This window comes from Candidatus Bealeia paramacronuclearis (assembly GCF_035607555.1).
In the GTDB taxonomy this organism is placed as follows: domain Bacteria; phylum Pseudomonadota; class Alphaproteobacteria; order UBA9655; family UBA9655; genus Bealeia; species Bealeia paramacronuclearis.
This window is the reverse complement of the sequence record NZ_JAVHWZ010000007.1, coordinates 1-19,992: the sequence shown is the minus strand read 5'-3', so window position 1 is coordinate 19,992 and position 19,992 is coordinate 1. Positions and strand designations below refer to the sequence as shown.

Annotated in this window: 26 protein-coding genes; 15 read left to right on the top strand and 11 right to left on the bottom strand. The window is 43.5% G+C overall.

From position 1 onward, the window contains the following. Positions 1-3: 3 nt before the first annotated feature. Positions 4-186, bottom strand: a complete 183-nt coding sequence (locus Bealeia2_RS10195) for a hypothetical protein (protein ID WP_331256892.1) — start codon at positions 184-186, stop codon at positions 4-6. A 341-nt stretch (positions 187-527) separates the two neighbouring features. Between Bealeia2_RS10195 and Bealeia2_RS10190 the strand changes: the two genes are divergently transcribed. From Bealeia2_RS10190 to Bealeia2_RS10165, 6 genes are all read left to right on the top strand, one after another. Beyond that, a complete protein-coding gene (locus Bealeia2_RS10190) occupies positions 528-665 on the top strand; it encodes a hypothetical protein (protein WP_331256891.1) in 138 nt (45 codons plus the stop codon). After that, positions 643-837 carry a hypothetical protein gene (locus Bealeia2_RS10185; RefSeq protein WP_331256890.1) on the top strand — a complete coding sequence of 65 codons (195 nt, stop codon included), beginning with the start codon at positions 643-645 and terminating at the stop codon, positions 835-837. The genes Bealeia2_RS10190 and Bealeia2_RS10185 overlap by 23 nt, the downstream gene beginning before the upstream one ends. Further along, positions 834-1,046: a hypothetical protein gene (locus tag Bealeia2_RS10180; protein WP_331256889.1), complete on the top strand. Its 213-nt coding sequence runs from the start codon at positions 834-836 to the stop codon at positions 1,044-1,046. The genes Bealeia2_RS10185 and Bealeia2_RS10180 overlap by 4 nt, the downstream gene beginning before the upstream one ends. 353 nt (positions 1,047-1,399) lie before the next feature. Next, the gene (locus Bealeia2_RS10175; RefSeq protein ID WP_331256888.1) at positions 1,400-1,609 is read left to right on the top strand and encodes a hypothetical protein; all 210 of its coding nucleotides are present in this window, start codon (positions 1,400-1,402) and stop codon (positions 1,607-1,609) included. A gap of 647 nt (positions 1,610-2,256) precedes the next feature. Then, positions 2,257-2,424: a hypothetical protein gene (locus Bealeia2_RS10170; protein WP_331256887.1), complete on the top strand. Its 168-nt coding sequence runs from the start codon at positions 2,257-2,259 to the stop codon at positions 2,422-2,424. 397 nt (positions 2,425-2,821) lie between these two features. Continuing rightward, entirely contained in the window at positions 2,822-3,094 is a 273-nt protein-coding gene (locus Bealeia2_RS10165) for an SMI1/KNR4 family protein (RefSeq protein ID WP_331256886.1), read from the top strand. 1,987 nt (positions 3,095-5,081) lie between these two features. Here Bealeia2_RS10165 and Bealeia2_RS10160 read toward each other — a convergent pair. From Bealeia2_RS10160 to Bealeia2_RS10145, 4 genes are all read right to left on the bottom strand, one after another. Further along, entirely contained in the window at positions 5,082-5,303 is a 222-nt protein-coding gene (locus Bealeia2_RS10160) for a hypothetical protein (protein ID WP_331256885.1), read from the bottom strand. Positions 5,304-5,383: 80 nt separating this feature from the next. Then, positions 5,384-5,791, bottom strand: a complete 408-nt coding sequence (locus Bealeia2_RS10155) for an SMI1/KNR4 family protein (RefSeq protein ID WP_331256884.1) — start codon at positions 5,789-5,791, stop codon at positions 5,384-5,386. A 292-nt stretch (positions 5,792-6,083) separates the two neighbouring features. Further along, positions 6,084-6,404: a hypothetical protein gene (locus Bealeia2_RS10150; RefSeq protein ID WP_331256883.1), complete on the bottom strand. Its 321-nt coding sequence runs from the start codon at positions 6,402-6,404 to the stop codon at positions 6,084-6,086. 609 nt (positions 6,405-7,013) lie between these two features. Next, positions 7,014-7,571, bottom strand: coding sequence for a hypothetical protein (locus Bealeia2_RS10145; RefSeq protein WP_331256882.1), 558 nt, complete (start codon positions 7,569-7,571; stop codon positions 7,014-7,016). 4,125 nt (positions 7,572-11,696) lie between these two features. On the opposite strand from Bealeia2_RS10145, the gene Bealeia2_RS10140 reads away from it, so the two are divergent. From Bealeia2_RS10140 to Bealeia2_RS10100, 9 genes are all read left to right on the top strand, one after another. Then, entirely contained in the window at positions 11,697-12,050 is a 354-nt protein-coding gene (locus Bealeia2_RS10140; protein ID WP_331256907.1) for a hypothetical protein, read from the top strand. Between the two features lie 196 nt (positions 12,051-12,246). Beyond that, positions 12,247-12,483 carry a hypothetical protein gene (locus Bealeia2_RS10135; RefSeq protein ID WP_331256906.1) on the top strand — a complete coding sequence of 79 codons (237 nt, stop codon included), beginning with the start codon at positions 12,247-12,249 and terminating at the stop codon, positions 12,481-12,483. Positions 12,484-12,613: 130 nt separating this feature from the next. Then, positions 12,614-12,856 carry a hypothetical protein gene (locus Bealeia2_RS10130; protein WP_331256905.1) on the top strand — a complete coding sequence of 81 codons (243 nt, stop codon included), beginning with the start codon at positions 12,614-12,616 and terminating at the stop codon, positions 12,854-12,856. A 3-nt stretch (positions 12,857-12,859) separates the two neighbouring features. Next, positions 12,860-13,252 (top strand): hypothetical protein, encoded by a 393-nt coding sequence (locus tag Bealeia2_RS10125; protein WP_331256904.1) that lies wholly within the window; start codon positions 12,860-12,862, stop codon positions 13,250-13,252. A gap of 225 nt (positions 13,253-13,477) precedes the next feature. Continuing rightward, the gene (locus Bealeia2_RS10120; protein ID WP_331256903.1) at positions 13,478-13,618 is read left to right on the top strand and encodes a hypothetical protein; all 141 of its coding nucleotides are present in this window, start codon (positions 13,478-13,480) and stop codon (positions 13,616-13,618) included. A gap of 187 nt (positions 13,619-13,805) precedes the next feature. Beyond that, positions 13,806-14,084: a hypothetical protein gene (locus Bealeia2_RS10115; RefSeq protein WP_331256902.1), complete on the top strand. Its 279-nt coding sequence runs from the start codon at positions 13,806-13,808 to the stop codon at positions 14,082-14,084. A 76-nt stretch (positions 14,085-14,160) separates the two neighbouring features. After that, the gene (locus Bealeia2_RS10110) at positions 14,161-14,559 is read left to right on the top strand and encodes a hypothetical protein (protein ID WP_331256901.1); all 399 of its coding nucleotides are present in this window, start codon (positions 14,161-14,163) and stop codon (positions 14,557-14,559) included. 149 nt (positions 14,560-14,708) lie between these two features. Next, the gene (locus Bealeia2_RS10105; protein WP_331256900.1) at positions 14,709-14,891 is read left to right on the top strand and encodes a hypothetical protein; all 183 of its coding nucleotides are present in this window, start codon (positions 14,709-14,711) and stop codon (positions 14,889-14,891) included. Positions 14,892-14,933: 42 nt separating this feature from the next. Next, positions 14,934-15,143, top strand: a complete 210-nt coding sequence (locus Bealeia2_RS10100; protein ID WP_331256899.1) for a hypothetical protein — start codon at positions 14,934-14,936, stop codon at positions 15,141-15,143. Between the two features lie 225 nt (positions 15,144-15,368). Here the strand turns inward: Bealeia2_RS10100 and Bealeia2_RS10095 are convergent, their stop codons facing one another. From Bealeia2_RS10095 to Bealeia2_RS10070, 6 genes are all read right to left on the bottom strand, one after another. Beyond that, positions 15,369-15,563 (bottom strand): hypothetical protein, encoded by a 195-nt coding sequence (locus Bealeia2_RS10095; protein ID WP_331256898.1) that lies wholly within the window; start codon positions 15,561-15,563, stop codon positions 15,369-15,371. Between the two features lie 331 nt (positions 15,564-15,894). Then, a complete protein-coding gene (locus tag Bealeia2_RS10090) occupies positions 15,895-16,131 on the bottom strand; it encodes a hypothetical protein (protein ID WP_331256897.1) in 237 nt (78 codons plus the stop codon). Between the two features lie 250 nt (positions 16,132-16,381). Then, complete coding sequence (locus Bealeia2_RS10085) at positions 16,382-16,762, bottom strand: hypothetical protein (RefSeq protein ID WP_331256896.1); 381 nt, start codon at positions 16,760-16,762, stop codon at positions 16,382-16,384. A gap of 876 nt (positions 16,763-17,638) precedes the next feature. Then, the gene (locus Bealeia2_RS10080) at positions 17,639-18,145 is read right to left on the bottom strand and encodes a hypothetical protein (RefSeq protein WP_331256895.1); all 507 of its coding nucleotides are present in this window, start codon (positions 18,143-18,145) and stop codon (positions 17,639-17,641) included. A 90-nt stretch (positions 18,146-18,235) separates the two neighbouring features. After that, complete coding sequence (locus tag Bealeia2_RS10075) at positions 18,236-19,654, bottom strand: hypothetical protein (protein WP_331256894.1); 1,419 nt, start codon at positions 19,652-19,654, stop codon at positions 18,236-18,238. Continuing rightward, positions 19,651-19,938, bottom strand: coding sequence for a hypothetical protein (locus Bealeia2_RS10070; protein WP_331256893.1), 288 nt, complete (start codon positions 19,936-19,938; stop codon positions 19,651-19,653). Before Bealeia2_RS10070 ends, Bealeia2_RS10075 begins: the two co-directional genes overlap by 4 nt. Positions 19,939-19,992 lie beyond the last annotated feature (54 nt).

Sequence of the window (19,992 nt, the reverse complement as noted above, 5' to 3'; positions counted from 1 at the left end):
CGTTCATGTGCGCTCGGACGCAACCACTTCTGCTGTATGCAGAGGATCATAAAGAACGGCAGGTTCATATCGTGAAGATATGACTGGTGATGCTGCATCGTTATGTAATCTTGAAAGATCACGCTGTAATCTCTCAATATCATGCTGCACTTGCTGGATATCGTAATTCACGGACTCGTCTGTCATCGCGTTTCCTTTCGTGACGTTTATTGACAATTTATTGCCCAAAAATTTAACGCATCTTACAAGTGTACAAGTCTTACATTTCTTTGCTTGAATATTAATGACAGGAGTCTCGCGTGACATCCTGTCATTCCTCTTATAAGGAGCTTCCCTTTGATCTTGAGGGTTGCGGTTCTTTTTAGAAGATGACGCTTTCCTCAATCTCAAAATCATATTACCAGACTTGAAATCAACGGGTAAAATCGCTCCCTATTTGTCATACGTTGTAAAGCCGGACCCTTTCAGAGGTTGCCTCCGGTACTGTGCGCTCGTTTTAAATTTGGTAAAAAACGAAAGTCTTCGATATGAACAAACAAAGCTCTTATCGTTATTTCATCACGCGCGTTGTGTTGTTTTCGTTTTTATTTCAGCAGGGATTTACAACCGCACTCTGGGCCGGAAAATATGACGAGATTTCTGATGCGGCAGGTTGTAACACATAAACTCCATCATATTGAGACCGCAGCAGATCCTTCACAAAGCAATACCTCTGGGGATCTGGTTCTTGATCTTGAAGCGCACCCTAGTGTTATTTTGAATGATGTCAGAGAGAAAGATGGATTGCGCCTGGTTGAGACCTCAATTGCCATGAGGAGATTTCTCGAGAAGGGATGACCCACTATCTTGCGGCATACCACTGGACAGCGACAGAACTAGAATGTGGTAACTTCAAACTGACATCCTTGCTGCCGCTTTTGGGTGGAGGTAACGAGGGATCGACTGGCGGCGGCGGAGGTAGCGGTGGCAGGAACGGATTCTCTGGCGGTGTGACCTTTTATGGCGGTGGGGGCGGCACATCAAACGGGTACAGGCGGTGGTGGTAGTAGCGGGTCTCATAAAGACGGATGGAACGACAAGAATGTCAAGAACTGTCATTTGACAATTACGGTTTCATCGGCGGGACAGGGCATCTTTTTCGAAAGGAGGGGCTGGAGGTTCGGGTTCAGGTTCGACAGGGGCAGTCATACGACACAGCATACAGCTGCAAAATGTGATGTGTGTCAAAAGATAGTGTCAAAGGCGAGTCTGAGTGCACAAAAGTGCAACTCTCTGCGTCTTTACAGCAACAAACCTCCGCGTGAACAAAACACGCCTGCGTATGTCATGACAGCGACGGATCAGCAAATCATGAAAAATGGCTTAGCCTTTATGAATGCCAATCCCTCATAATATTCAAATGAATCCCGTGCTTCAGCTACAGGCAAAAATCAAACCGCTGAAAAAAATAAGCCACACAGACCAACGGCATCAAGCGACAATTGCGTCTCTCAAGCCACAAATTAACTCTCTGACAGCACAGTTAACACAAATTGAACAGCAGAAAAAAGCCCATCAACTCGCGCTGCAACAAGCAGAAAGGAGAGAAAAGCACAAGAGACGAAACTAGCGGCTTTAAAAGCGGCGGAAGAGAAAAGGCTTCAACCTTCAACAAGACCAGGCCCGTCAGAAGCGCTCAACAAGATTATCTGCACATTCAAACGTTAACAGAAAAACTACTGACAAAACTCAATGCGCAAGCGATTTTAGAGCAGCTGAAATTTCCGATGACAGATGTTGTCAAACGGGAGATGCCCGTCAAGAATCGTGCCACTTTTAGCGATCATAGATGATTGTTGTGCCACTGCAAAACAAGGAAGCCTTACAGCGGAAAAGACGGGTCTTATACGCAGCTCATGGGTCAGTTGATTTTGACGAATGTGTGCACGTGGAATGATTGGGCACTTGCGTCTTTAGAGGCAGACAGATCGTGCGAAAGGGATTGCGGCGGGTCTTTTTGTGCTGGAGACTGTTGCCGATGCTGTTAGGGACTATTGAGTCTTGGTTAATCCGGAAGGTCAAGCGCCGCTGACGGTAGGACTGTTGTCGGCTTTTCGCAAAAATGCAGACCGTCGGTCACACGGCCTGACTGACCGCAATCAATACTGGATCTTGATGCGGAAGAAAGCGGCGTGGCGCGATCGCGTGTTGCTATGGCCGGTGTGATGAAATGGGTCAAATCACCGCAAAGGTCAACTGGGACAGGTTGTTAATGGTTTGTCTGAGACGAATGTGGCTGTGAAATCCGCGGTGATCACCGGCCGCTTTAAAGCTGCGTTTTCGAAAAACACAGCGGAGTTTTTGACAGATCTTGAAACGCGATCAGGCAGTGGTCTTGTGAAAGCGCAGCGCGAACAGTCTCTTGAAGTATGCCACAGAAGTTAAAATCGGTAAAATGGAAGAAACGGCTTATAGAGCACACGAGAAGCAATACAAGGCACTCGTGATGCCATGAGGCAGAGATAGGAGAAAAACACCGGTCAGAAGTGGCCCCAATATGGAAAGTGGAATGAATGACAAAAAATTGTGCCGACTGATGTCGATCTGCATCACATCATTCCCCAGCGGTATATTCCTGCTGAGTGGTGGAATGCGCATCCAGTTCATCCTGGCAATCACACGGGCAAGGTGGAATTCATGCTGATCCCAATTCTTTGTTAAAGCAGACATTAAAGGAAGTGACGAAGATGAGCTCAATACAGCTATTTAAAGAATATACAGCTGAGGAGTGGAGAAAGCGTGGGATGCCAGACCCTTTTCTTTTCTCTCGATAATCCAGTTTATGCCGATAAAGCTGGACGAGATAGAACGGCGAGAGCAGTTAGGATTTCAGTTGCCATCTCAGCTGCGCGAGTTTTATTTAGAAATTGGGAGTGGTTATCTGGTTGCGCCTTACAACACGATGAATGAGAACTATCATTTTGGCAATTCTAACGAGATTTTGCCCCCGATGGTGGTTGCAGAGTTTTATAAACCGTTAGGACATGATCCGTGCGGGGAAGAGCCGGAAGAGTGGTTGTATTCTTCTGATGAACAATACGTTATGGATCACTGATTATTACGCTTGCATGGAAAAAGATTGTTTATCATTTTTTCACACTGGAGGCAGTTGTGGCTTTCTTATGCTCAGGCCACGACATCAAATCCGAATGCAGTATGGGATGATTTTGGAGAGAATATTGTTGAAAGAGTCTTTTGAGAAGATTTATCTGGCGTTTATATTGGGGATCCTGCTTGGCTGCTATTGATGTGATTATAGCCTGTATGGAGAAGCGAAATTATTTAACATGTGATGAGCAGGAGTTTGTCTGTGTCAGTTTTCTTATGCAGAATCTATTGTTTTGTTGCGGGCACAAAGATCCGTGAGTTTTTGTTACAGGCGCATTGCGAAAGGCATTTGTTTGGCAATGAGTAAAAAATCCGTGTCTTTGAGCTGGGCAAAATTCTGGCGTATCAAGTCTGGCCTCGACTCTCTCTGATGGCAAACCGTCATCGAGGGTTGCAAAAGAGGCGCATGCGGTGCTGATGAAGGATGAAGATCTGGAAGCTTTGGAGGCTGAGAGGAATCGATGTGGTTGAGTAAGCGTGTCCGTATTCAATACTCCGGCACCTCGACGTCGTAGCTACCTCTTGACGGGGCGAACTCTTTTAAAGAAGAGGATAGATTGCGAGAAGGTGTCGACAACATCTTCACCGGTACCGTTCAGATACACGAGCACGTCTTCCATGAACTTCTGGCTGTGATCGTAGAGCGTGTAATTGTCCCGTGAGTTCGTCTGCTCAAGACCGTGTTTGCGGGAGCCAGATAATGCCACGGGGTCCCGAAATACCTTATTGTTTTACTTTGATGAGCTTGGAGCCGTGGCACGAAAGCCCTCAACGCGCACACGAGGCGCATCTTTATCAGAAACAGAGATAGGCGGTTGTCCTTGAGTTGCACGTTCCCCAAATAAAGACTCGTCTTGTACTCGGGCTTGATTGTGTGCGGAGCGTTTTGGATATTCAGGATGTTCTCGGTGCAATCAATCGCCATGCGTCGGATCTGCTCCATCAGCTCTTCAAACGGCAACCGCGCTTTCGCAGGGCTCAAGAGCATCAGATGCGACTCACCATCGTATGGAAGACCCCAAGATGTGGCTGCTGAAAGCTGCTGCTCTCGTGTGTTGTGAGTGCGGTATCCACAGACGTCACGATCATCTTGAAAGCGCACAGCGGCAGACTTGACCAGACCGCAGTCTTGGTGTTTGAGCCACCTTCTGCGGTGCTGGCCGCTGTTGATACTGACCTGCAAACGCGTACTCGCTCATGAGTAGCTTGCACACAGCAATCAACAACCGACTGCGGGAAGCGTGCCGGGAAGAGCAACTCGCCATCTTTCGTGCCGCGTACGTACGGCTCCAAGCTCGCACGTGCTAAAACAATAAGGTATTTCTTGGGACCCGTGGCATTATCTGGCTCCCGCAACACGTCTTGAGCAGACGAACTCACGGGACAATTACACGCTCTACGATCACAGCGAAGTTCATGGAAGACGTGCTCGTGTATCGAACGGTACCGGTGAAGATGTTATCGACACCTTCTCGCAATCATCTCTTCTTGCAAGAGTTCGGCCTCATCAAGAGTGGCTACGACGTCGAGGTGCCAGGTATTGAATACGGACACGCTTACTCAACCACACGATTCCTCTCAGCTTCCGCCAAAGGCAGATCTTCATCCTTCATCAGCACCGCATGCGCCTCTTTTGCAACCTCGATGACGGTTTGCCATCCATGCAGAAATCGAGAGTCGAACTTGATACGCCAAATTTTGGGTCGAGCTCAAAAGACACGGATTTTACTCATTGCCAAACAAATGCCTTCTGTGTGCGCCTGTAACAAAAACTCAATTGATCTCCTGGATTCTTTGTGCCCGCAACAAAACAATAGATCTCAGCATGAAAACATTTGAATAAAACTCCCTGCTCATCACACAAGCAATGACTTCTGCTTCTCCATACAGGCTATAATCACATCATTATAGCAAGCAGGATCCTCCTTGTCCCACTAAACATGAATAAATCTCTCAAAAGACTCTTCAACAATATTCTCTCCAAAATCATCGCTGCGCTGGTTGATGAATGTGGCTTCTGGCTGAAGAAAGCCACAACTGCCTCCAGTGTGAAAAAATGATAAACAATCTTTTCCGGCGTAATAATCAGGATCCATAACGTATTGTTCATCAGAAGAATACAACCACACTCTTCCGGCTCTTCCCGCACGGATCATGTCCTAACGGTTTATAAAACTCTGCAACCTGCATCCCAGGGGGCAAAATCTCGTTAGATTGCCAAAATGATAGTTCTCATCTATCGTGTTGTAAGGCGCAACCAGATAACCACTCCAATTTCTAAATAAAACTCGCGCAGCTGAGATGGCAACTGAAATCCTAACTGAGCCTCAGCGCATTCTATCTCGTCCAGCTTTATCAGCATAAACTGATTGTATCGAGAAAAAAAGAAAAGGGTCTGGCATCCACGCTTTCTCCACTCCTCAGCTGTATATTCTTTTAAATAGCTGTATTGACCATTCTCTGTCACTCCTTTAATGTCTGCTTTAACAAAGAATTGGGATCGCGCAGATTCACACCTTTGCCGTGTGATTGCCAGGATGAACTGGATGCGCATTCCACCACTCATGAGGCCACCATACCGCTGGGGAATGATGTGGTACAGCGGATCGACATCAGTCCGGCACAATTTTTTGTTTGAGTTCATTCCACTTTCCATATTGGGGCCACTTCTGACCGGTGTTTTTCTCCCATTCCCGTTCGCCAGCATCCACTGAGTGCAGCCTTGACCTTCTCGTGTGCTCTATAAGCCGTTTCTTCCATTTTACCGATTTTAACTTCTGGCATACTTAAGAGACGTTCGCGCTGCGCTACCAAGACCACTGCCTGATCGCGTTTCAAGATCTGTCAAAAACTCCGTTGTGTTTTCGAAAACGCGGCTTTAAAGCGGCTTGTGATCACCGCCAGTTCCACCAGCCACATTCGTCTCAGACAAACCATTAACAACCTGTCCCAGTTGACCTTGCGGTGATTTGACCCATTTCATCACACCGGCCATAGCAATACTCGCGATCGCGCCGCCACGCCGCTTTCTCTTCCGCATCAAGATCCAGTGCATTGATTGCGGCCGTCAGGCCGTGACCGACAGTCTGCATTTCTTTGTGAAAAGCCGACAACAGTCCTACCGTCAGCGGCGCTTGACCTTCCGGATTAATCCAAGACTCAATAGTCCCTAACAGCATCGGCAACAAATAGTTTCCAGCATAAAGACCCGCCGCAATCCCTTTCGCACGATCTGGATTCACTCTAAAGATTACCAAGTGCCCAATCATTCGTACCACATTCGTCAAAATCAACAGCCCATGAGCTGCGTATAAGACCTGTCTTTTTCCGCTGTAAGGCACTCATTTTGCGAGCAACAACAATCATCTACCATGATCGCTAAAGTGGCACGAGATTCTTGACGGGCATCTCCTGTTTGACAACATCTGTCATCGGAAATTTCAGCTGCTCTAAAACCGCTTGCGCATTGAGTTTTGTCAGTAGTTTTCTGTTAACGTTTGAATGTGCAGATAATCTTTGTTGAGCGCTTCTTGACGGGCCTGGTCTTGTTGAAGTGCCAGCGCCTTTTTCTCTTCACACACTGCTTTTAAAGCCGCTAGTTTCGTCTCTTGTGCTTTCTCTCTATCTTCTGCTTGTTGCTGGCTGATTGATGGGCTTTTTCTTGCTGTTCGAAATTTGTGTTAACTGTGCTGTCAGAGAGTTAATTTGTGGCTTGAGAGACGCAATTGTCGCTTGATGCTGTTGGATCCGTGTGGCTTTATTTTTCATTTGGTTTGGATTTTTGCCTGTGGCTGAGCACGGGATTCATTGAATATTATGAGGATTGGCATTCATAAAGGCTAAGCCATTTTCATGGTTACCTTTGATCAGCTCATGTCATGACATACTGTGACGTGTTTTGTTCTTTGGTCAGTGAGGCTTCTTATTTGTAAAAGACGCAGAGAGTTGCATTTTGTGCACTCAGACTCGCCTTTGAGCACTATCTTTTGACACACATCATTTTGCAGCTGTATGCTGTGTCGTATGACCGCCCTATCGTTTTGAACCCGAACCTCAGCCCCTCCTTTCGAAAAAGATGTCTCTGTCCCGCCGGGATAGACCGTAATTGTCAAATGACAGTTCTTGCCATTCTTGTCGCAGTTCCATCCGTCTTTATGAGACCCGCTACTACCACCGCCTGTACTCCAGTTTGATGTACCGCCCCCACCGCCATAAAAGTTATCACGACCAGCAGAATCCGTTCCCGCCACCGCTACCTCCGCCGCCGCCAGTCGATCCCTCGTTACCTCCACCCAAAAGCGGCAGCAAGGATGTCCAGTTTGGAAGTTACCACATTCTAGTTCTGTCGCTGTCCAGTGGTATGCCGCAAGATAGTGGGGTGTCCTTCTCGAGAAATCTCCCATAATAACTTGAATTGGTCTCAACTCATTTTAATCCATCTTTCTCTGACATCATTCAAAACAACACTCAGGGTGCGCTTCTCCAAGATCAGGAGCAGATCCCCGAGGGTATTGCTTTGTGAAGGATCTTGCGGTCTCACATGATGGAGTTTATGTTACAACCTGCCGTGTCTGTGAAATCTCGTCATATTTTCCGGCCCAAGTGCGCAGTTGCCGAAATCACCTGCTGAAACAAAAACGAAAACAACACAACGCGCGTGATGAAATAACGATAAGAGCTTTGTTTGTTCATATCGAAGACTTTCTGCTTTTTAAGAATTTAAAACGAGCGCACAGTACCAGAGAGGCAACCTCTTGAAAAGGGTCTCCGGCTTCTACAACGTATAGACAAATAGGGAGCGATTTGACCCGTTGATTTCAAGTCTGGTAATATGATTTTGAGATTGAGAAAGCGTCATCTTCTAAAAAAGGGCCACCAACCCTCAAGATCAGTTAGCGCTCTCTTATAAGAGGAATGACAGGATGTATCACTTGAGACCTCCTGTCATTAATATTCAAGCAAAGAAATGTAAGACTTGTACACTTGTAAGATGCGTTAAATTTTGGGCAATAAATTGTCAATAAACGTCCACGAAAGGAAACGCGATGACAGACGAGTCCGTGAATTACGATATCCAGCAAGTGCAGCATGATGTTGAGAGATTACCAGCGTGATCTTTCAGATTATGCTTTGATGCAGCATCACAGTCATATCTTCACGATATGAACCCGCCGTTCTTTATGATCCTCTGCATGCAGAAGAAGTGGTTGCGTCCGAGCGCGGTAGCATGAGTGCTTACCGAAAATCAAGATTGGCCACAATTCCCACAATATCGATGATAGATGAAGAAATCGCACAAGCTGAATTGGAGCAGGCACTAATAAGTGCAACGAATCTCTCTACGATGTGGCAGCGTCAGCACTCTAATGCTTAGAAACATGTGAAAAATCTAAACACGAACGATCCACTGGTCCAAGCCAAAAAAATCCGTAATGCTATTGACGCTACTTGCTGCGGTTGCGGCACTCATAGCTGAAGTAAAGACTGTGGCAAGTAGGAAACACCCAATCCTACGCTATTGAAAAACACTAACCCATGGACATATGAATCAATGACTCAGTTTTCTTTGAAGCTTTGAATTTGAAGATACTTATTGGAATGGAAAAATTGTTGACAGGCTGAAATGTTATTCCAGTTGCACCAGGGCACAAAACAACAGCGCGTAGCTCCATTCATAATCTGCACTAACTCTAATAGAGAACACTTGTGGTATTTATCTTTAGATGGTAGTCATGTAGAACTTATTACCGCTCCAATATATAATAATAAAAATCGCTGGAAAAAAATACAACAGATTAAAAGACTCCATTAAGTTTTGTATTTTTCTATAGAAAAACAATACTTCTATTTGTTTTACCAGAGAAAACACCGTTCATCAAATTAACGGATGATTACATTCTGAATAGTAATGGATACTTAGGGAGTTAAATTTTAACTTGAAAGACGGCGCAAAATCTTTATAATACCACAGTTGCAGAGTCAACTTGCCAAAGACAAAGTATTTACTTTTTTAAAAAGTACTTTGGTAATAAAAATAGAAAATTTAAGATTTTTCATGCGATCATAAGAGATATCAAGTACTTCGCAACCGTTGATAGTCTAATCAAAAAGTCACCTTCGAATGAATTATTTTACCTTTCATACATTTGAATGTTCTCATTAATTGTGATCCCAATCAATTTTCTGTAGGAGGTAGCGGCTTAAAATATATGTTTTTGCTTTTGCCGCGAACATGCGTATATTTCTACAATCAGCACATCTTCTACAACCAGCAAAGCTCGGCTTTACTTACAAAATTGGTGTAACCCTTTGCTTAGTTTATTGAAGAGTGCGACCTTGAAGAAATTCCCTATTTTACTTGCCCATCTGGCTTGCAACCTGGAACAAAAGACTTTTTGCAAAAGAACTATCTTGGTATAAGTACATAGCTGATTTAATGAATAAAAAGCACTTGGATTTGAATGCGTAAGAAATTAGCAAGAGCAAGCAGAATGATATCAAAGAATTTTATTGACCTTAAGAAGAAGCAGAAGAAGCAAAACACTCCATAAATTTCAATATATTCCAAATGATCAAGAATACTACAACAGCAAAACTAGCTTAAACAACTTAGAAATTCAGAGGGAATATATAAAAATATAATCAACGAGATGTTCTTTCGCCGCCCCCATTCATTGAGGTATCATGGCTTTTCTTCGACCGGCTTATGTACATTTGGGGAGTTTGATGAAGATTTAATGACCACATTGGAAGCAAGAAACAATACCACTGATCCTTTAAGGATTAATGATATTTAACATTGGCGTAATTGGATCGTATAAAAGAAATTTACAATCGCATCGCTGGATGGTTAAGCGATGAGGAAAAGATTGCCAGATATAAATCTGAAACAGAATATTTTCCTCAAATTCTGAAGCATACACAACAAATCGTAAAAAGATAATTGTGATAAAGACGACATAAGATATTGTGAGGACAAAAAAGAATTTTAATTCTGTGGCATAGGACTACTATAAATGTAAAGGATAGAACATGAAATTTATATATAATTGTTTATTAATAACTTTCGTTTTATTTAATGTATTAACATGCGCTTGTATAGCGGGAAAATATGATGAGAATTTAGAAATGAATACAAATATACATACGCTGGCTAAAAAAATTGCAGATTCTTCTGACGTTCGTATTAATATTTTCCGGGAATCTTTCTATTGCATTAGCAAAAAATTTTAATGAACTTAATAACTTTCTAGGTAATTCCTTTTTAACATAGAAGCCAACGAAATTCCAAATATTAATTGGTTTTGTAAAGCATGTATATACAGACGCAGCCATGAGCCAATCTAGAGAGCTTTGAACACTTCAAAATAGTACTTGAGGTTTAATTAATAAAACCAATATATTTTAAGACAAAGAAGTTTTATCAGCTGTATTAAATTTATAGAAATGCGTGAACTTTTATGCAGATCTGAGGAATGCAAGCCAAAAAAGCGTTGTCTTTTATTATCTAAAGCAATGATTAATAGGCCCAGTTGCAACAAGAGCGAGAGAGCTGATTAGAGATCTGCCAGCCAATATATGAGTTTAGATATCAGATTTAAGCTTTTAAGCATTGAATCTGCACTTTACAGCGTGTGCCCTTTTGGAATTCTTGCCTCCTCGAGCGGAGAAAGACAATCACTAGACTTGGTGCGTAATAATTTTTCATGCCCTAGAGAACTCGCAGAATTCTTGGTCGATTTTCTCACAAAATTGAATTTCGCAACACGTCTACTGGAGGAAACGTGACGGGGGATAGTTTCCGCAGATCTCTGGGAATCGTGTTGCGAAAACCTGTTGCGATATTCGCCGATTATGCAACAGGCTTTGCAACATGACTCTGGCTCACTACTGCTCTCGAGAGAATGCTCTGCAATGTGCGTGTTTCACCTCGACAGAGGTCGTAACCTCCGTGCCAGTCAGTCATAGATAAACGACAGCAAAAGGCAAGACAGACGATGGCAGACAAACCTCTCATCAGTTTCGATTACGCGATTAAATACATCCTCAGAACAAAGGCGATTACGAGATTATCGAAAGGTTTATCTCGACACTTCTACAAACACAGGGATATCCTCCTGTGACTATCAGTACTCTTCTGACAGTGAGTCAACAAAGTCCTTTGATCTCAAACGCAGTATCGCGGATCTTGTCGTGCAGAACAAAGACGACAATAAATACATTGTGGAGATCGAACGTTCTTTTACCCAACTTTTACTAGAAAGCGTGTTTTAATTCTTGCTACGGCTCATCGTGGACGGTATTTCTGAAATCAGGACTACACCAGCATCAAAAAGTCTTCCATATCAGTCTTTATTTTGCAACGCGAACCATGAAATCACCTCTCTATCATGGACAGACGATCTTTCATGAAATTGACACCACACATCCTGTCAACGTGAAGATCGCCAATCAGAGGGCTCATCATGTTTGAGACACTAACGTGTTTTCAAGTACTTCATTATCTCGTTGCCGCGTTTTAACGATCAGGTGCAACATGAACTCGATGAATGGCTTTACATGATGAAGCACTCCGAAGTCCTCCTTCTTTCCAATCACCTGTGATGAAGAAGGTTGCAGAACACTTGGCGGTCATTCACATGTCCAATGAAGAGCGCAATACGTACTTTGCTTATCTCAAAGAGGCTGTTCACTCGCAGGACGTTCTCTTGGCGGCATCTGAAAAGAGAAAAAAAAGGTATAGAGAAAGGCCGTGCGGAAGGTTTGTGAAGGTTGAGAAAGGTCTTGAGAAAGGTCGTGAAGAGGGTCGTGAAGAGGGTCTTGAGAAGGAAAAATTGAAGTCGCAAAAGCTCTTCTGCAAGCGGACAAACAATCGCATTTGTCGCGCAGATGACGGGACTTGATGAGAAGAGAGCTCACTGTTCTCAAGGACACCCAAAAAAGACGCCTTGAGTGATTTGATGACCGTGTCGGTTCTTCGTTACACTTGGATCACAAGAAACATCATATCAGAGAGCCTTTCACATGAAACTCTCACTAAACATATTGCTGCTCTTGCTTGGTTGCGGCTGCACTTGCGGATGTGCGCATCAGCCAGATATGTACAAATTATCTCTCACGAAGAGCATCAAACACTCCAAAGGAACAGAGCATCATAAAGTCACAAAAGTCATCTGTCCTTGTCACAAAGAATACATACAACCTGTTGAATCAAAACAGTCATTCTGGAACTTACCGACAAATGCCATTGCCAGTGAAAAATCTGTGGTCACATCTCGCGACGTTTTAGAGGTCGAAGATCACACAAAAGTCGTCACAACTGATCTTATGATTTAGAAACACTCGACTTTTCTCTTCTCATCACAAGTTGCATACCGTTGAGATCTGTAGTTTAATCACCATGAACATCCATATTATTTAATTTCTTGAATCTCGTGTTTTGGCGAGGGATGTTGTATGCGCAAACGTGATCACATTTTACGGTAATGACCAAGACGCTACAAACGTCATTGCATTTCCCAATGGAGATGACTTTGATGAGACATCACTCCCACTTGATGACGTCGATGTTTCCCTTGCGAAGAAGAACAGGAAGAAGAGGACACCGATGGATTTTGGGATGACATTACCGATGAACTTTCAGAAACTCTCAGACAAAGTTGTCACCGATTTAATTCGTGGCATTTCCGAAGACAAAGGCGTCTCGTGAGGGATGGGAACAACAGATCCAATCGGCCATCAGAATCTGGGGCTGTCGTGGAGACCGTTGACAAGCTGCCCGCTTGCGCAGGCAACAGGTGCATTTGATACCACTTTGATGCAAGCCTGTTTGCAGTTTTGCATTGGCACAAGCCGAGCTTTTCCTATGAAGGACACTGCCAAGATCAAGACATTCAAACGATCAGATGCATTTTTGAGGATTGCGCAGAACGCGTTGAGCCAGTTCTTAAACTGGCAGCTCACCTCTGTTGACTCGGACTACTACGTTGATTCGCGGCGTATGCTTTTCTATCTTATTCTTTTGGGATCCGCCTTTAAGAAAGTCTATACAGATCCTTTAACACAACGCCCAACGGCGAGATTTATCCAGCCGCAACATCTCTGATTGATAATGAGACATCGTCCCTGACCGCAATGATCACATTATGTTTTGAACTTGTCTCGACAGGATCTACAGCTCAGGCAGCAATGGATTCTGCGGGGTTGACCTGGATATAGAATCTGATGTTTGCGGTTCCCCCGATGATGATGCCATTCGGAATCTAGATGGAGTCACATCCACTTCAGAACGTCCGACTGACTATTTAACGGTCTGGAAAGCCATTGTCTTTTGACGATTGAGGAAGACCAGAGTGATGACGCGCAATCCATCGCAAAACCCTATATCGTGACATTTGCTCCCCGAGAGTCGGCAGATCTTGTCGATTCGCAGAAATTGGCAGCCAGAAGATGCAACATTCACGCGCATTAATTGCACTTCGTCCAGTATACTTTGTTACCGGGGCTTGGGAATTATGGGCTTGGATATGCCAGCTTTTAGGCAGCAGCTCCACCGCTCTGACCAGTCTGTTGCGACAACTCGGTAGCCAAAGCATCCTCTCCAATTTCCCAGGGGGACTGATTGCACCGGCAACATCGATATTGCCAATAATGACAAGATGATCGGACCTGAAATTTCACTCGATCCAGTCTATAGAAAAGACCTGCAAGAAGCTCAATTATTCCGTTGCCCTATGGCGAGCCCTCTATGGTTCTCCAAGGATCTTTTACGATACTTTATCTCGCAAGACGCTGGGCTCGCATCTTGTATCGATCATCAGATTGCTGACAAGGGCGAATACACCTGTGGGCACTACGTTGGCGCATCTGGATGTGTCTCCGGTCGCCTTCAGATGGCGATGCTGCGTGGACTGAGGAGTCTTTATCTCAAGAGCTGACTCTGCTTTACCAGCTCTGGGGTGGAACATTAACAGAAGATCCAATGTTCTTCTCCCGTGAAGGAAGAGATGTCTTATGTCAGCGCGCAAGACTTCCAACTCAATCATCATCTCACCGACAGCGGATTCTGGTCTTTCCACGCAGACCCAACGCATTGCAGAGCCCGGAACTGCAATTGGCACAATCCGCACCACAGCTGTTGCCAGCACGCCGTTTATAGAACGCATCTGTCGGACTCTCGGAATCGGAGATATCGATGAAGTTTTGATCACGCCAGATTCTGGAAGTTCACTCGATCCCGTTTCTGAGAATATGCGCGCCCTTTCGGTGCATCTCTGGGTGTGGCCCCGTGGCAAAACCATGTCAGCCCACATTCAAGTGCACGAAGCGTTTTGGCACAAAGCCAGCTCTCCAGTACTCATGGCTCACATTGCCGGGCATCAAGCGCAGCTCTACCGCTCCAAATGCAGATGATGACAGGTGTTGAGTTGCCATTGAATCAGGATCTTCCACCAGCTATTGCAGAATCAGGTCGCACTCATGGTGGCAAACTCCCTAACTGGAAACTGCTGACACACAACCACAAGCGCCTCAGCCTATCGATCCGCAACAGCTCATAGAAATTGATATCCAAGGCAGGCCGACCAAGTCGACGCAAGCTGGAAGAAGCCGAAATCAAGGCCATGATGGAAAAGTTGAGAGCACAAATGAAATTCCAGACAGGAGTTATCAAAGAGAACAAGGCCGCGATCGCCCACGAAAAGAATCAGACGGACCTCATTATTGCGCAAAGCGAAGCAAGATGATGTTGCGGTCGAACACCACATGAATCCAGACGGAGAAGTCACATGAAATCAAAGCCCTCAACGCCCAAAACAAAGACAAGTGCGCCACAACGATTTGAGCGCCGGAAAACAGGCGGTGGTAGTGCGCTCGCAAACCGCAAAGCGGCTGTGAGCAAGGTCATGAAAGACGTGCTGGAGACAGAGGCGTTGTCGTCTCGCAAGCCCGGTCGTCCTCGAAAACTCGCCATGGGCGGTGTTAAAGGATCTGTATAGACTTTCTTAAAAGCGGATCCCAAAAAGAATAAGATAGAAAGCATACGCCGCGAATCAACGTAGTAGTCCGAGGTCAACAGAGGTGAGCTGCCAGTTTAGAACTTATCATGCATTTCGCATAATCCTCAAAAATGCATCAAAATCGTTTGAATGTCTTGATCTTGGCGGGTCCAGCAGGGAAAAGCTCGGCTTGTGCCAACGCGTAAAACTGCAAACAGGCTTGCATCAAAGTGGTATCAAATGCCTGTTGCCTGCGCGAGGTGACTTGTCAACGGTCTCCCGGCAGCCCAGATTCTGGATGGCCGATTGGATCTGTTGCTCCCATCCCTCACGAGACGCCTTGTCTTCGGAAATGCCACGAATTAAATCGGTGACAACTTTGTCTTGGGGGGCTTCCTGAAAGTTCATCAGTAATGTCATCCCAAAATCATCGGTGTCCTCTTCCTGTTCTTCTTCAAAGGAACATCCCGAACATCATCAAGCGGAGTGATGTCATCAGAGAGTCATCTCCATTGGGAAGTGACCTTTGTTTGTAGCGTCTTGGTCATTACCGTAAAATGTATCCCACGTTTACGCCACAACATCCCCTCGCCAAAACACGAGATTCAAGAAATTAAATAATATGGGATGTCTTGGCGGTGATTAAATCACAGATCTCAACGTATGCAAATTTGTGATGAGAAGAGAAAAAGTCGGTGTTTCTGGGAATCATAAGATCGATTGTGACATTCTTTTGTGTGATCTTCGACCTCTAAAACGTCATGAGATGTGACCACAGATTTTCCGGCAATGGCATTGTCGGTGTCTCCAGAATGACTGTTTTTGATTCAACAGGTTGTATGTATTCTTTGTGACAAGGACAGATGACTTTTGTGACTTGGAGTGCTCTGTTCTTTAGTGTTTGATGCTCTTCGTAGAGAGATAATTTGTACACATTCTGGCTGATGCGCACATCGGCAAGTGCAGCCGCAACCGTCAAGAGCAGCAATATGTTTAGGTGAGAGTTTCATATGAAAGGCTCCTTGATATGATGTTTCTCGTGATCCAAGTGTAACGAAGAACCGGACACGCGGTCCGTCACTCAAGGCGTCTTTTTGGGTGTCCTTGAGAACAGTGAGCCTCTTCTCATCAAGTCCCGTCATCTGCGCGACAAATGCGATTGTTTGTCCGCTTTGCAGGAGAAACTTTTGCGACTTCAATTTTTCCTTCTCAAGACCCTCTTCGACCCTCTTCACGACCTACTCGGACTTCTCAGACCTTCTGCCAAACCTTCCGCACGGCCTTTCTCTATACCTTTTTTCTCCTTTTTCAACAGATGCCATGAAGAACGTCCTGCGGTGAACAGCCTCTTTGAGATAAGCAAAGTACGTATTGCGCTCTTCATTGGACATGTGAATGACCGCCAAGCGTTCTGCAACCTTCATCACAGGTGATTGGAAAGAAGGGAGGACTTCGGAGTGCTTCATCATGTAAAGCCATTCATCGAGTTCATGTTGCACCTGATCGTTAAACGCGGCAACGAGATAATGAAGTACTCTCAGGAAGCCGTTGAGTGTCTCAAACATGATGAGCCCCTGATTGGCGATCTTCGTTGACAGGATGTGTGGTGTCAATTTCATGAAAGATCGTCTGTCCGCGATAGAGAGGATTCATGGTCTGCGTTGCAAAATAAAGCCAGACTGATATGGAAGACTTTTTGATGCTGGTGTAGTCTGATTTCCAGAAATACTGTCCACGATGAGCCGTGAAGTCTAAAAACACGCTTTGTGCAAAAGTTGGGTGTAAAAGAACGTTCGATCTCCACAATGTATTTATTGTCGTCTTTGTCTTGCACGACCAGATCCGCGATACTGCGTTTGAGATCAAGGACTCCTTTGTTGGACTCACTGTCGAAGAGCATTGATAGTCACAGGAGGATATCCCTGTGTTTGTAGAAATGTCGAGATAAACCTTTCGATAATCTCGTAATACCTTTGTTCTTGAGGATGTATTTAATCGTAATCGAAACTGATGAGGTTTGTCTGTATCGTCTGTCTTGCCTTTTGTCGTTTATCTATGGACTGACTGTGCAGAGTTACGACCTCTTGTCGAGGTGAAACACGCACATTGCAGAGTATCTCTCTCGAGAGCAGTAGTGAGCCAGAGTCATGTTGCAAAAGCCTGTTGCATAATCGGCGAATATCGCAACAGGTTTTCGCAACACGATCTCAGAGATCTGCGGAAACTATCCCCGTCACGTTTTCCAGTAGACGTGTTGCGAAATTCAATTTTGTGAGAAAATCGACCAAGAATTCTGCGGCTTTCAGGGCATGAAAAATTATTACGCACCAAGTCTAGTGATTGTCTTTCTCGCCTGAGGAGGCAAGGATTCCAAAAGGGCAATAATGCTTGCAAAGCAGATTCAATGCTTAAAAGCTTAAATCTGATATCTTAAACTCATATTGGCTGGCAGATCTCTCTAATCAGCTCTCTCGCTCTTGTTGCAACTGGGCCTATTAATTCATTGCTTTAGATAATAAAAAGAGCAATGCTTTTTTGGCTTTGCATTCCTCAGGATCTGCATAAAAGTTCAATGCATTTCTATAAAATTTTAATACAGCTGATGGAAACTCTTTTGTCTTAAAATATATTGCTTTATTAATTAAACCCCCGCCAAGTACTATTTTGAAGTGTTCAAAGCTCTCTAGATTGTCTACGGCTGCGTCTGTATATACATGCTTTACAAACCAATTAATATTTGGAATTTCGTTGGCTTCTATGTTAAAAAAGGAATTACCTAGAAAGTTATTAAGTTCATTAAAATTTTTTGCTAATGCAATAGAAAGATCTCCCGGAAAAATATTAATACGAACGTCAGAAGAATCTGCAATTTTTTTAGCCAGCGTATGTATATTTGTATTCATTTCTAAATTCTCCTCATCATATTTTCCCGCTATACAAGCGTATGTTAATACATTAAATAAAACGAAAGTTATTAATAAACAATTATATATAAATTTCATGTTCTATCCTTTACATTTATAGTAGTCCTATGCCACAGAATTAAAATTCTTTTTTGTCCTCACAATATCTTAGTGTCGTCTTTATCACAATTATCTTTTTACGATTTGTTGTGTATGCTTCAGAATTTGAGGAAAAATATTCTGTTTCAGATTTATATCTGGCAATTTTCCCTCATCGCTTAACCATCCAGCGATGCGATTGTAAATTTCTTTTATACGATCCAATTGGCGCCAATGTTGAATATCATTAATCCCAAAGGGATCAGTGGTATTGTTTCTTGCTTCCAATGCAATACAACCTTCATCAAACTCCCCAAATGTACATAAGCCGGTCGAAGAAAAGTCATGATACTCAATGAATGGGGGCGGCGAAAGAACATCTCGTTGATTATATTTTTTTATATATTCCTCTTGAATTTCTAAGTTGTTTAAGCTTTTTATTTTGCTGTTGTAGTATTCTTGATCATTTGGAATAGCGATGAAATGCGGAGTGTTTTGCTTCTTCTGCTTCTTCTTAAGGTCAATAAAATCTTTGATACTTAATTCTGCTTGCTCTTGGTTAATTTCTGACGTATTCAAACTCAAGTGCTTTCTATTCATTAAATCAGCTATGTACTTATACCAAGATAGTTCTTTTGCAAAAAAGTCTTTTGTTCCAGGTTGCAAGCCAGATGCAAGGCGTAAATAGGGAATTTCTTCAAGGTCGCACTCTTCAATAAACTGTTTATAAAGGGTTAGATAATTCAATTCTTTTGTAAGTAAAGCCGAGCTTTTGCTGGTTGTAGAAGATGTGCTGATTGTAGAAGACACGCATGTTCGCGGCAAAAGCAAAAACATATATTTTAAGCCGCTACCTCCTACAGAAAATTGATTGGGATCACAATTAATGAGAACATTCAAAATGTATGAAAGGTAAAATAATTCATTCGAAGGTGACTTTTTGATTAGACTATCAACGGTTGCGAAGTACTTCTGATATCTCTTATGATCGCATGAAAATCTTAAATTTTCATTTTTATTACCAAAGTATTTTTTAAAAAAAGTAAATACTTTGTCTTTTGGTAAGTTGACTGTAAATTGTGGGTACAGTAAAGATTTTGCGCCGTCTTTCAAGTTAAAATTTAACTCCCCTAAGTATCCATTACTATTCAGAATGTAATCATCCGTTAATTTGATGAACGGTGTTTTCTCTGTAAAACAAATAGAAGTATTGTTTTTTCTATAGAAAAATAAAAAAACTTCAATGGAATTTTTAATCTGTTGTATTTTTTCCAAAGGATTTTTATTACTATATATTGGAGCGGTAATAAGTTCTACATGATCACCATCTAAAGATAAATACCACAAGTGTTCTCTATTAGAGTTAGTGCAGATTGCGAATGGAGCTACGCGCTGTGCCGTTTTCGCAGCCCCTGCGGCAACTGGAATACCATTGTATTTCAGCTCATTAATAAATTTTCCATTCCAATAAGTATCTTCAAATTCAAAGCCTAAAGAAAACTGAGTCATTGATTCATATGTCCATGGGTTAGTGTTTTTTCAATAGCGTAGGATTGGGTGTTTCCCCTACTTGCCACAGCTCCCGCTTCAGCTGCTATGAGTGCTGCAACTGCAGTAAGAAGCGTCACAATAGCATTACGGATTTTTTGGCTTGGACTCAGTGGATCGTTCGTGTTTAGATTTTTCATATTTAAGTTACTGAGAGTGTTGACGCCCGCTACATCGTAGAGAGATTCTGTTGCACTTATTAGTGCCTGCTCCAATTCAGCTTGTGCGATTTCTTCATCTATCATCGATATTGCGGGAATTGCTGTAGGAAGCCAATCTTGATTTTCGTAAGCACCTGG

Bases quoted from the DNA above. Each gene is read 5' to 3' on its own strand.
- Bealeia2_RS10125 (WP_331256904.1), top strand. From the start codon at position 12,860: ATGGGAACAACAGATCCAATCGGCCATCAGAATCTGGGGCTGTCGTGG.
- Bealeia2_RS10095 (WP_331256898.1), bottom strand. From the start codon at position 15,563: ATGACATTACTGATGAACTTTCAGGAAGCCCCCCAAGACAAAGTTGTC.
- Bealeia2_RS10115 (WP_331256902.1), top strand. From the start codon at position 13,806: ATGATCGGACCTGAAATTTCACTCGATCCAGTCTATAGAAAAGACCTG.
- Bealeia2_RS10155 (WP_331256884.1), bottom strand. From the start codon at position 5,791: ATGAACTCAAACAAAAAATTGTGCCGGACTGATGTCGATCCGCTGTAC.
- Bealeia2_RS10165 (WP_331256886.1), top strand. From the start codon at position 2,822: ATGCCGATAAAGCTGGACGAGATAGAACGGCGAGAGCAGTTAGGATTT.
- Bealeia2_RS10085 (WP_331256896.1), bottom strand. From the start codon at position 16,762: ATGAAATTGACACCACACATCCTGTCAACGAAGATCGCCAATCAGGGG.
- Bealeia2_RS10175 (WP_331256888.1), top strand. From the start codon at position 1,400: ATGAATCCCGTGCTTCAGCTACAGGCAAAAATCAAACCGCTGAAAAAA.
- Bealeia2_RS10070 (WP_331256893.1), bottom strand. From the start codon at position 19,938: ATGATAGATGAAGAAATCGCACAAGCTGAATTGGAGCAGGCACTAATA.
- Bealeia2_RS10080 (WP_331256895.1), bottom strand. From the start codon at position 18,145: ATGAAATTTATATATAATTGTTTATTAATAACTTTCGTTTTATTTAAT.
- Bealeia2_RS10075 (WP_331256894.1), bottom strand. From the start codon at position 19,654: ATGACTCAGTTTTCTTTAGGCTTTGAATTTGAAGATACTTATTGGAAT.
- Bealeia2_RS10190 (WP_331256891.1), top strand. From the start codon at position 528: ATGAACAAACAAAGCTCTTATCGTTATTTCATCACGCGCGTTGTGTTG.
- Bealeia2_RS10140 (WP_331256907.1), top strand. From the start codon at position 11,697: ATGGCTTTACATGATGAAGCACTCCGAAGTCCTCCTTCTTTCCAATCA.
- Bealeia2_RS10110 (WP_331256901.1), top strand. From the start codon at position 14,161: ATGTCAGCGCGCAAGACTTCCAACTCAATCATCATCTCACCGACAGCG.
- Bealeia2_RS10100 (WP_331256899.1), top strand. From the start codon at position 14,934: ATGAAATCAAAGCCCTCAACGCCCAAAACAAAGACAAGTGCGCCACAA.
- Bealeia2_RS10135 (WP_331256906.1), top strand. From the start codon at position 12,247: ATGTACAAATTATCTCTCACGAAGAGCATCAAACACTCCAAAGGAACA.
- Bealeia2_RS10160 (WP_331256885.1), bottom strand. From the start codon at position 5,303: ATGATCCGTGCGGGAAGAGCCGGAAGAGTGTGGTTGTATTCTTCTGAT.
- Bealeia2_RS10185 (WP_331256890.1), top strand. From the start codon at position 643: ATGCGGCAGGTTGTAACACATAAACTCCATCATATTGAGACCGCAGCA.
- Bealeia2_RS10195 (WP_331256892.1), bottom strand. From the start codon at position 186: ATGACAGACGAGTCCGTGAATTACGATATCCAGCAAGTGCAGCATGAT.
- Bealeia2_RS10180 (WP_331256889.1), top strand. From the start codon at position 834: ATGACCCACTATCTTGCGGCATACCACTGGACAGCGACAGAACTAGAA.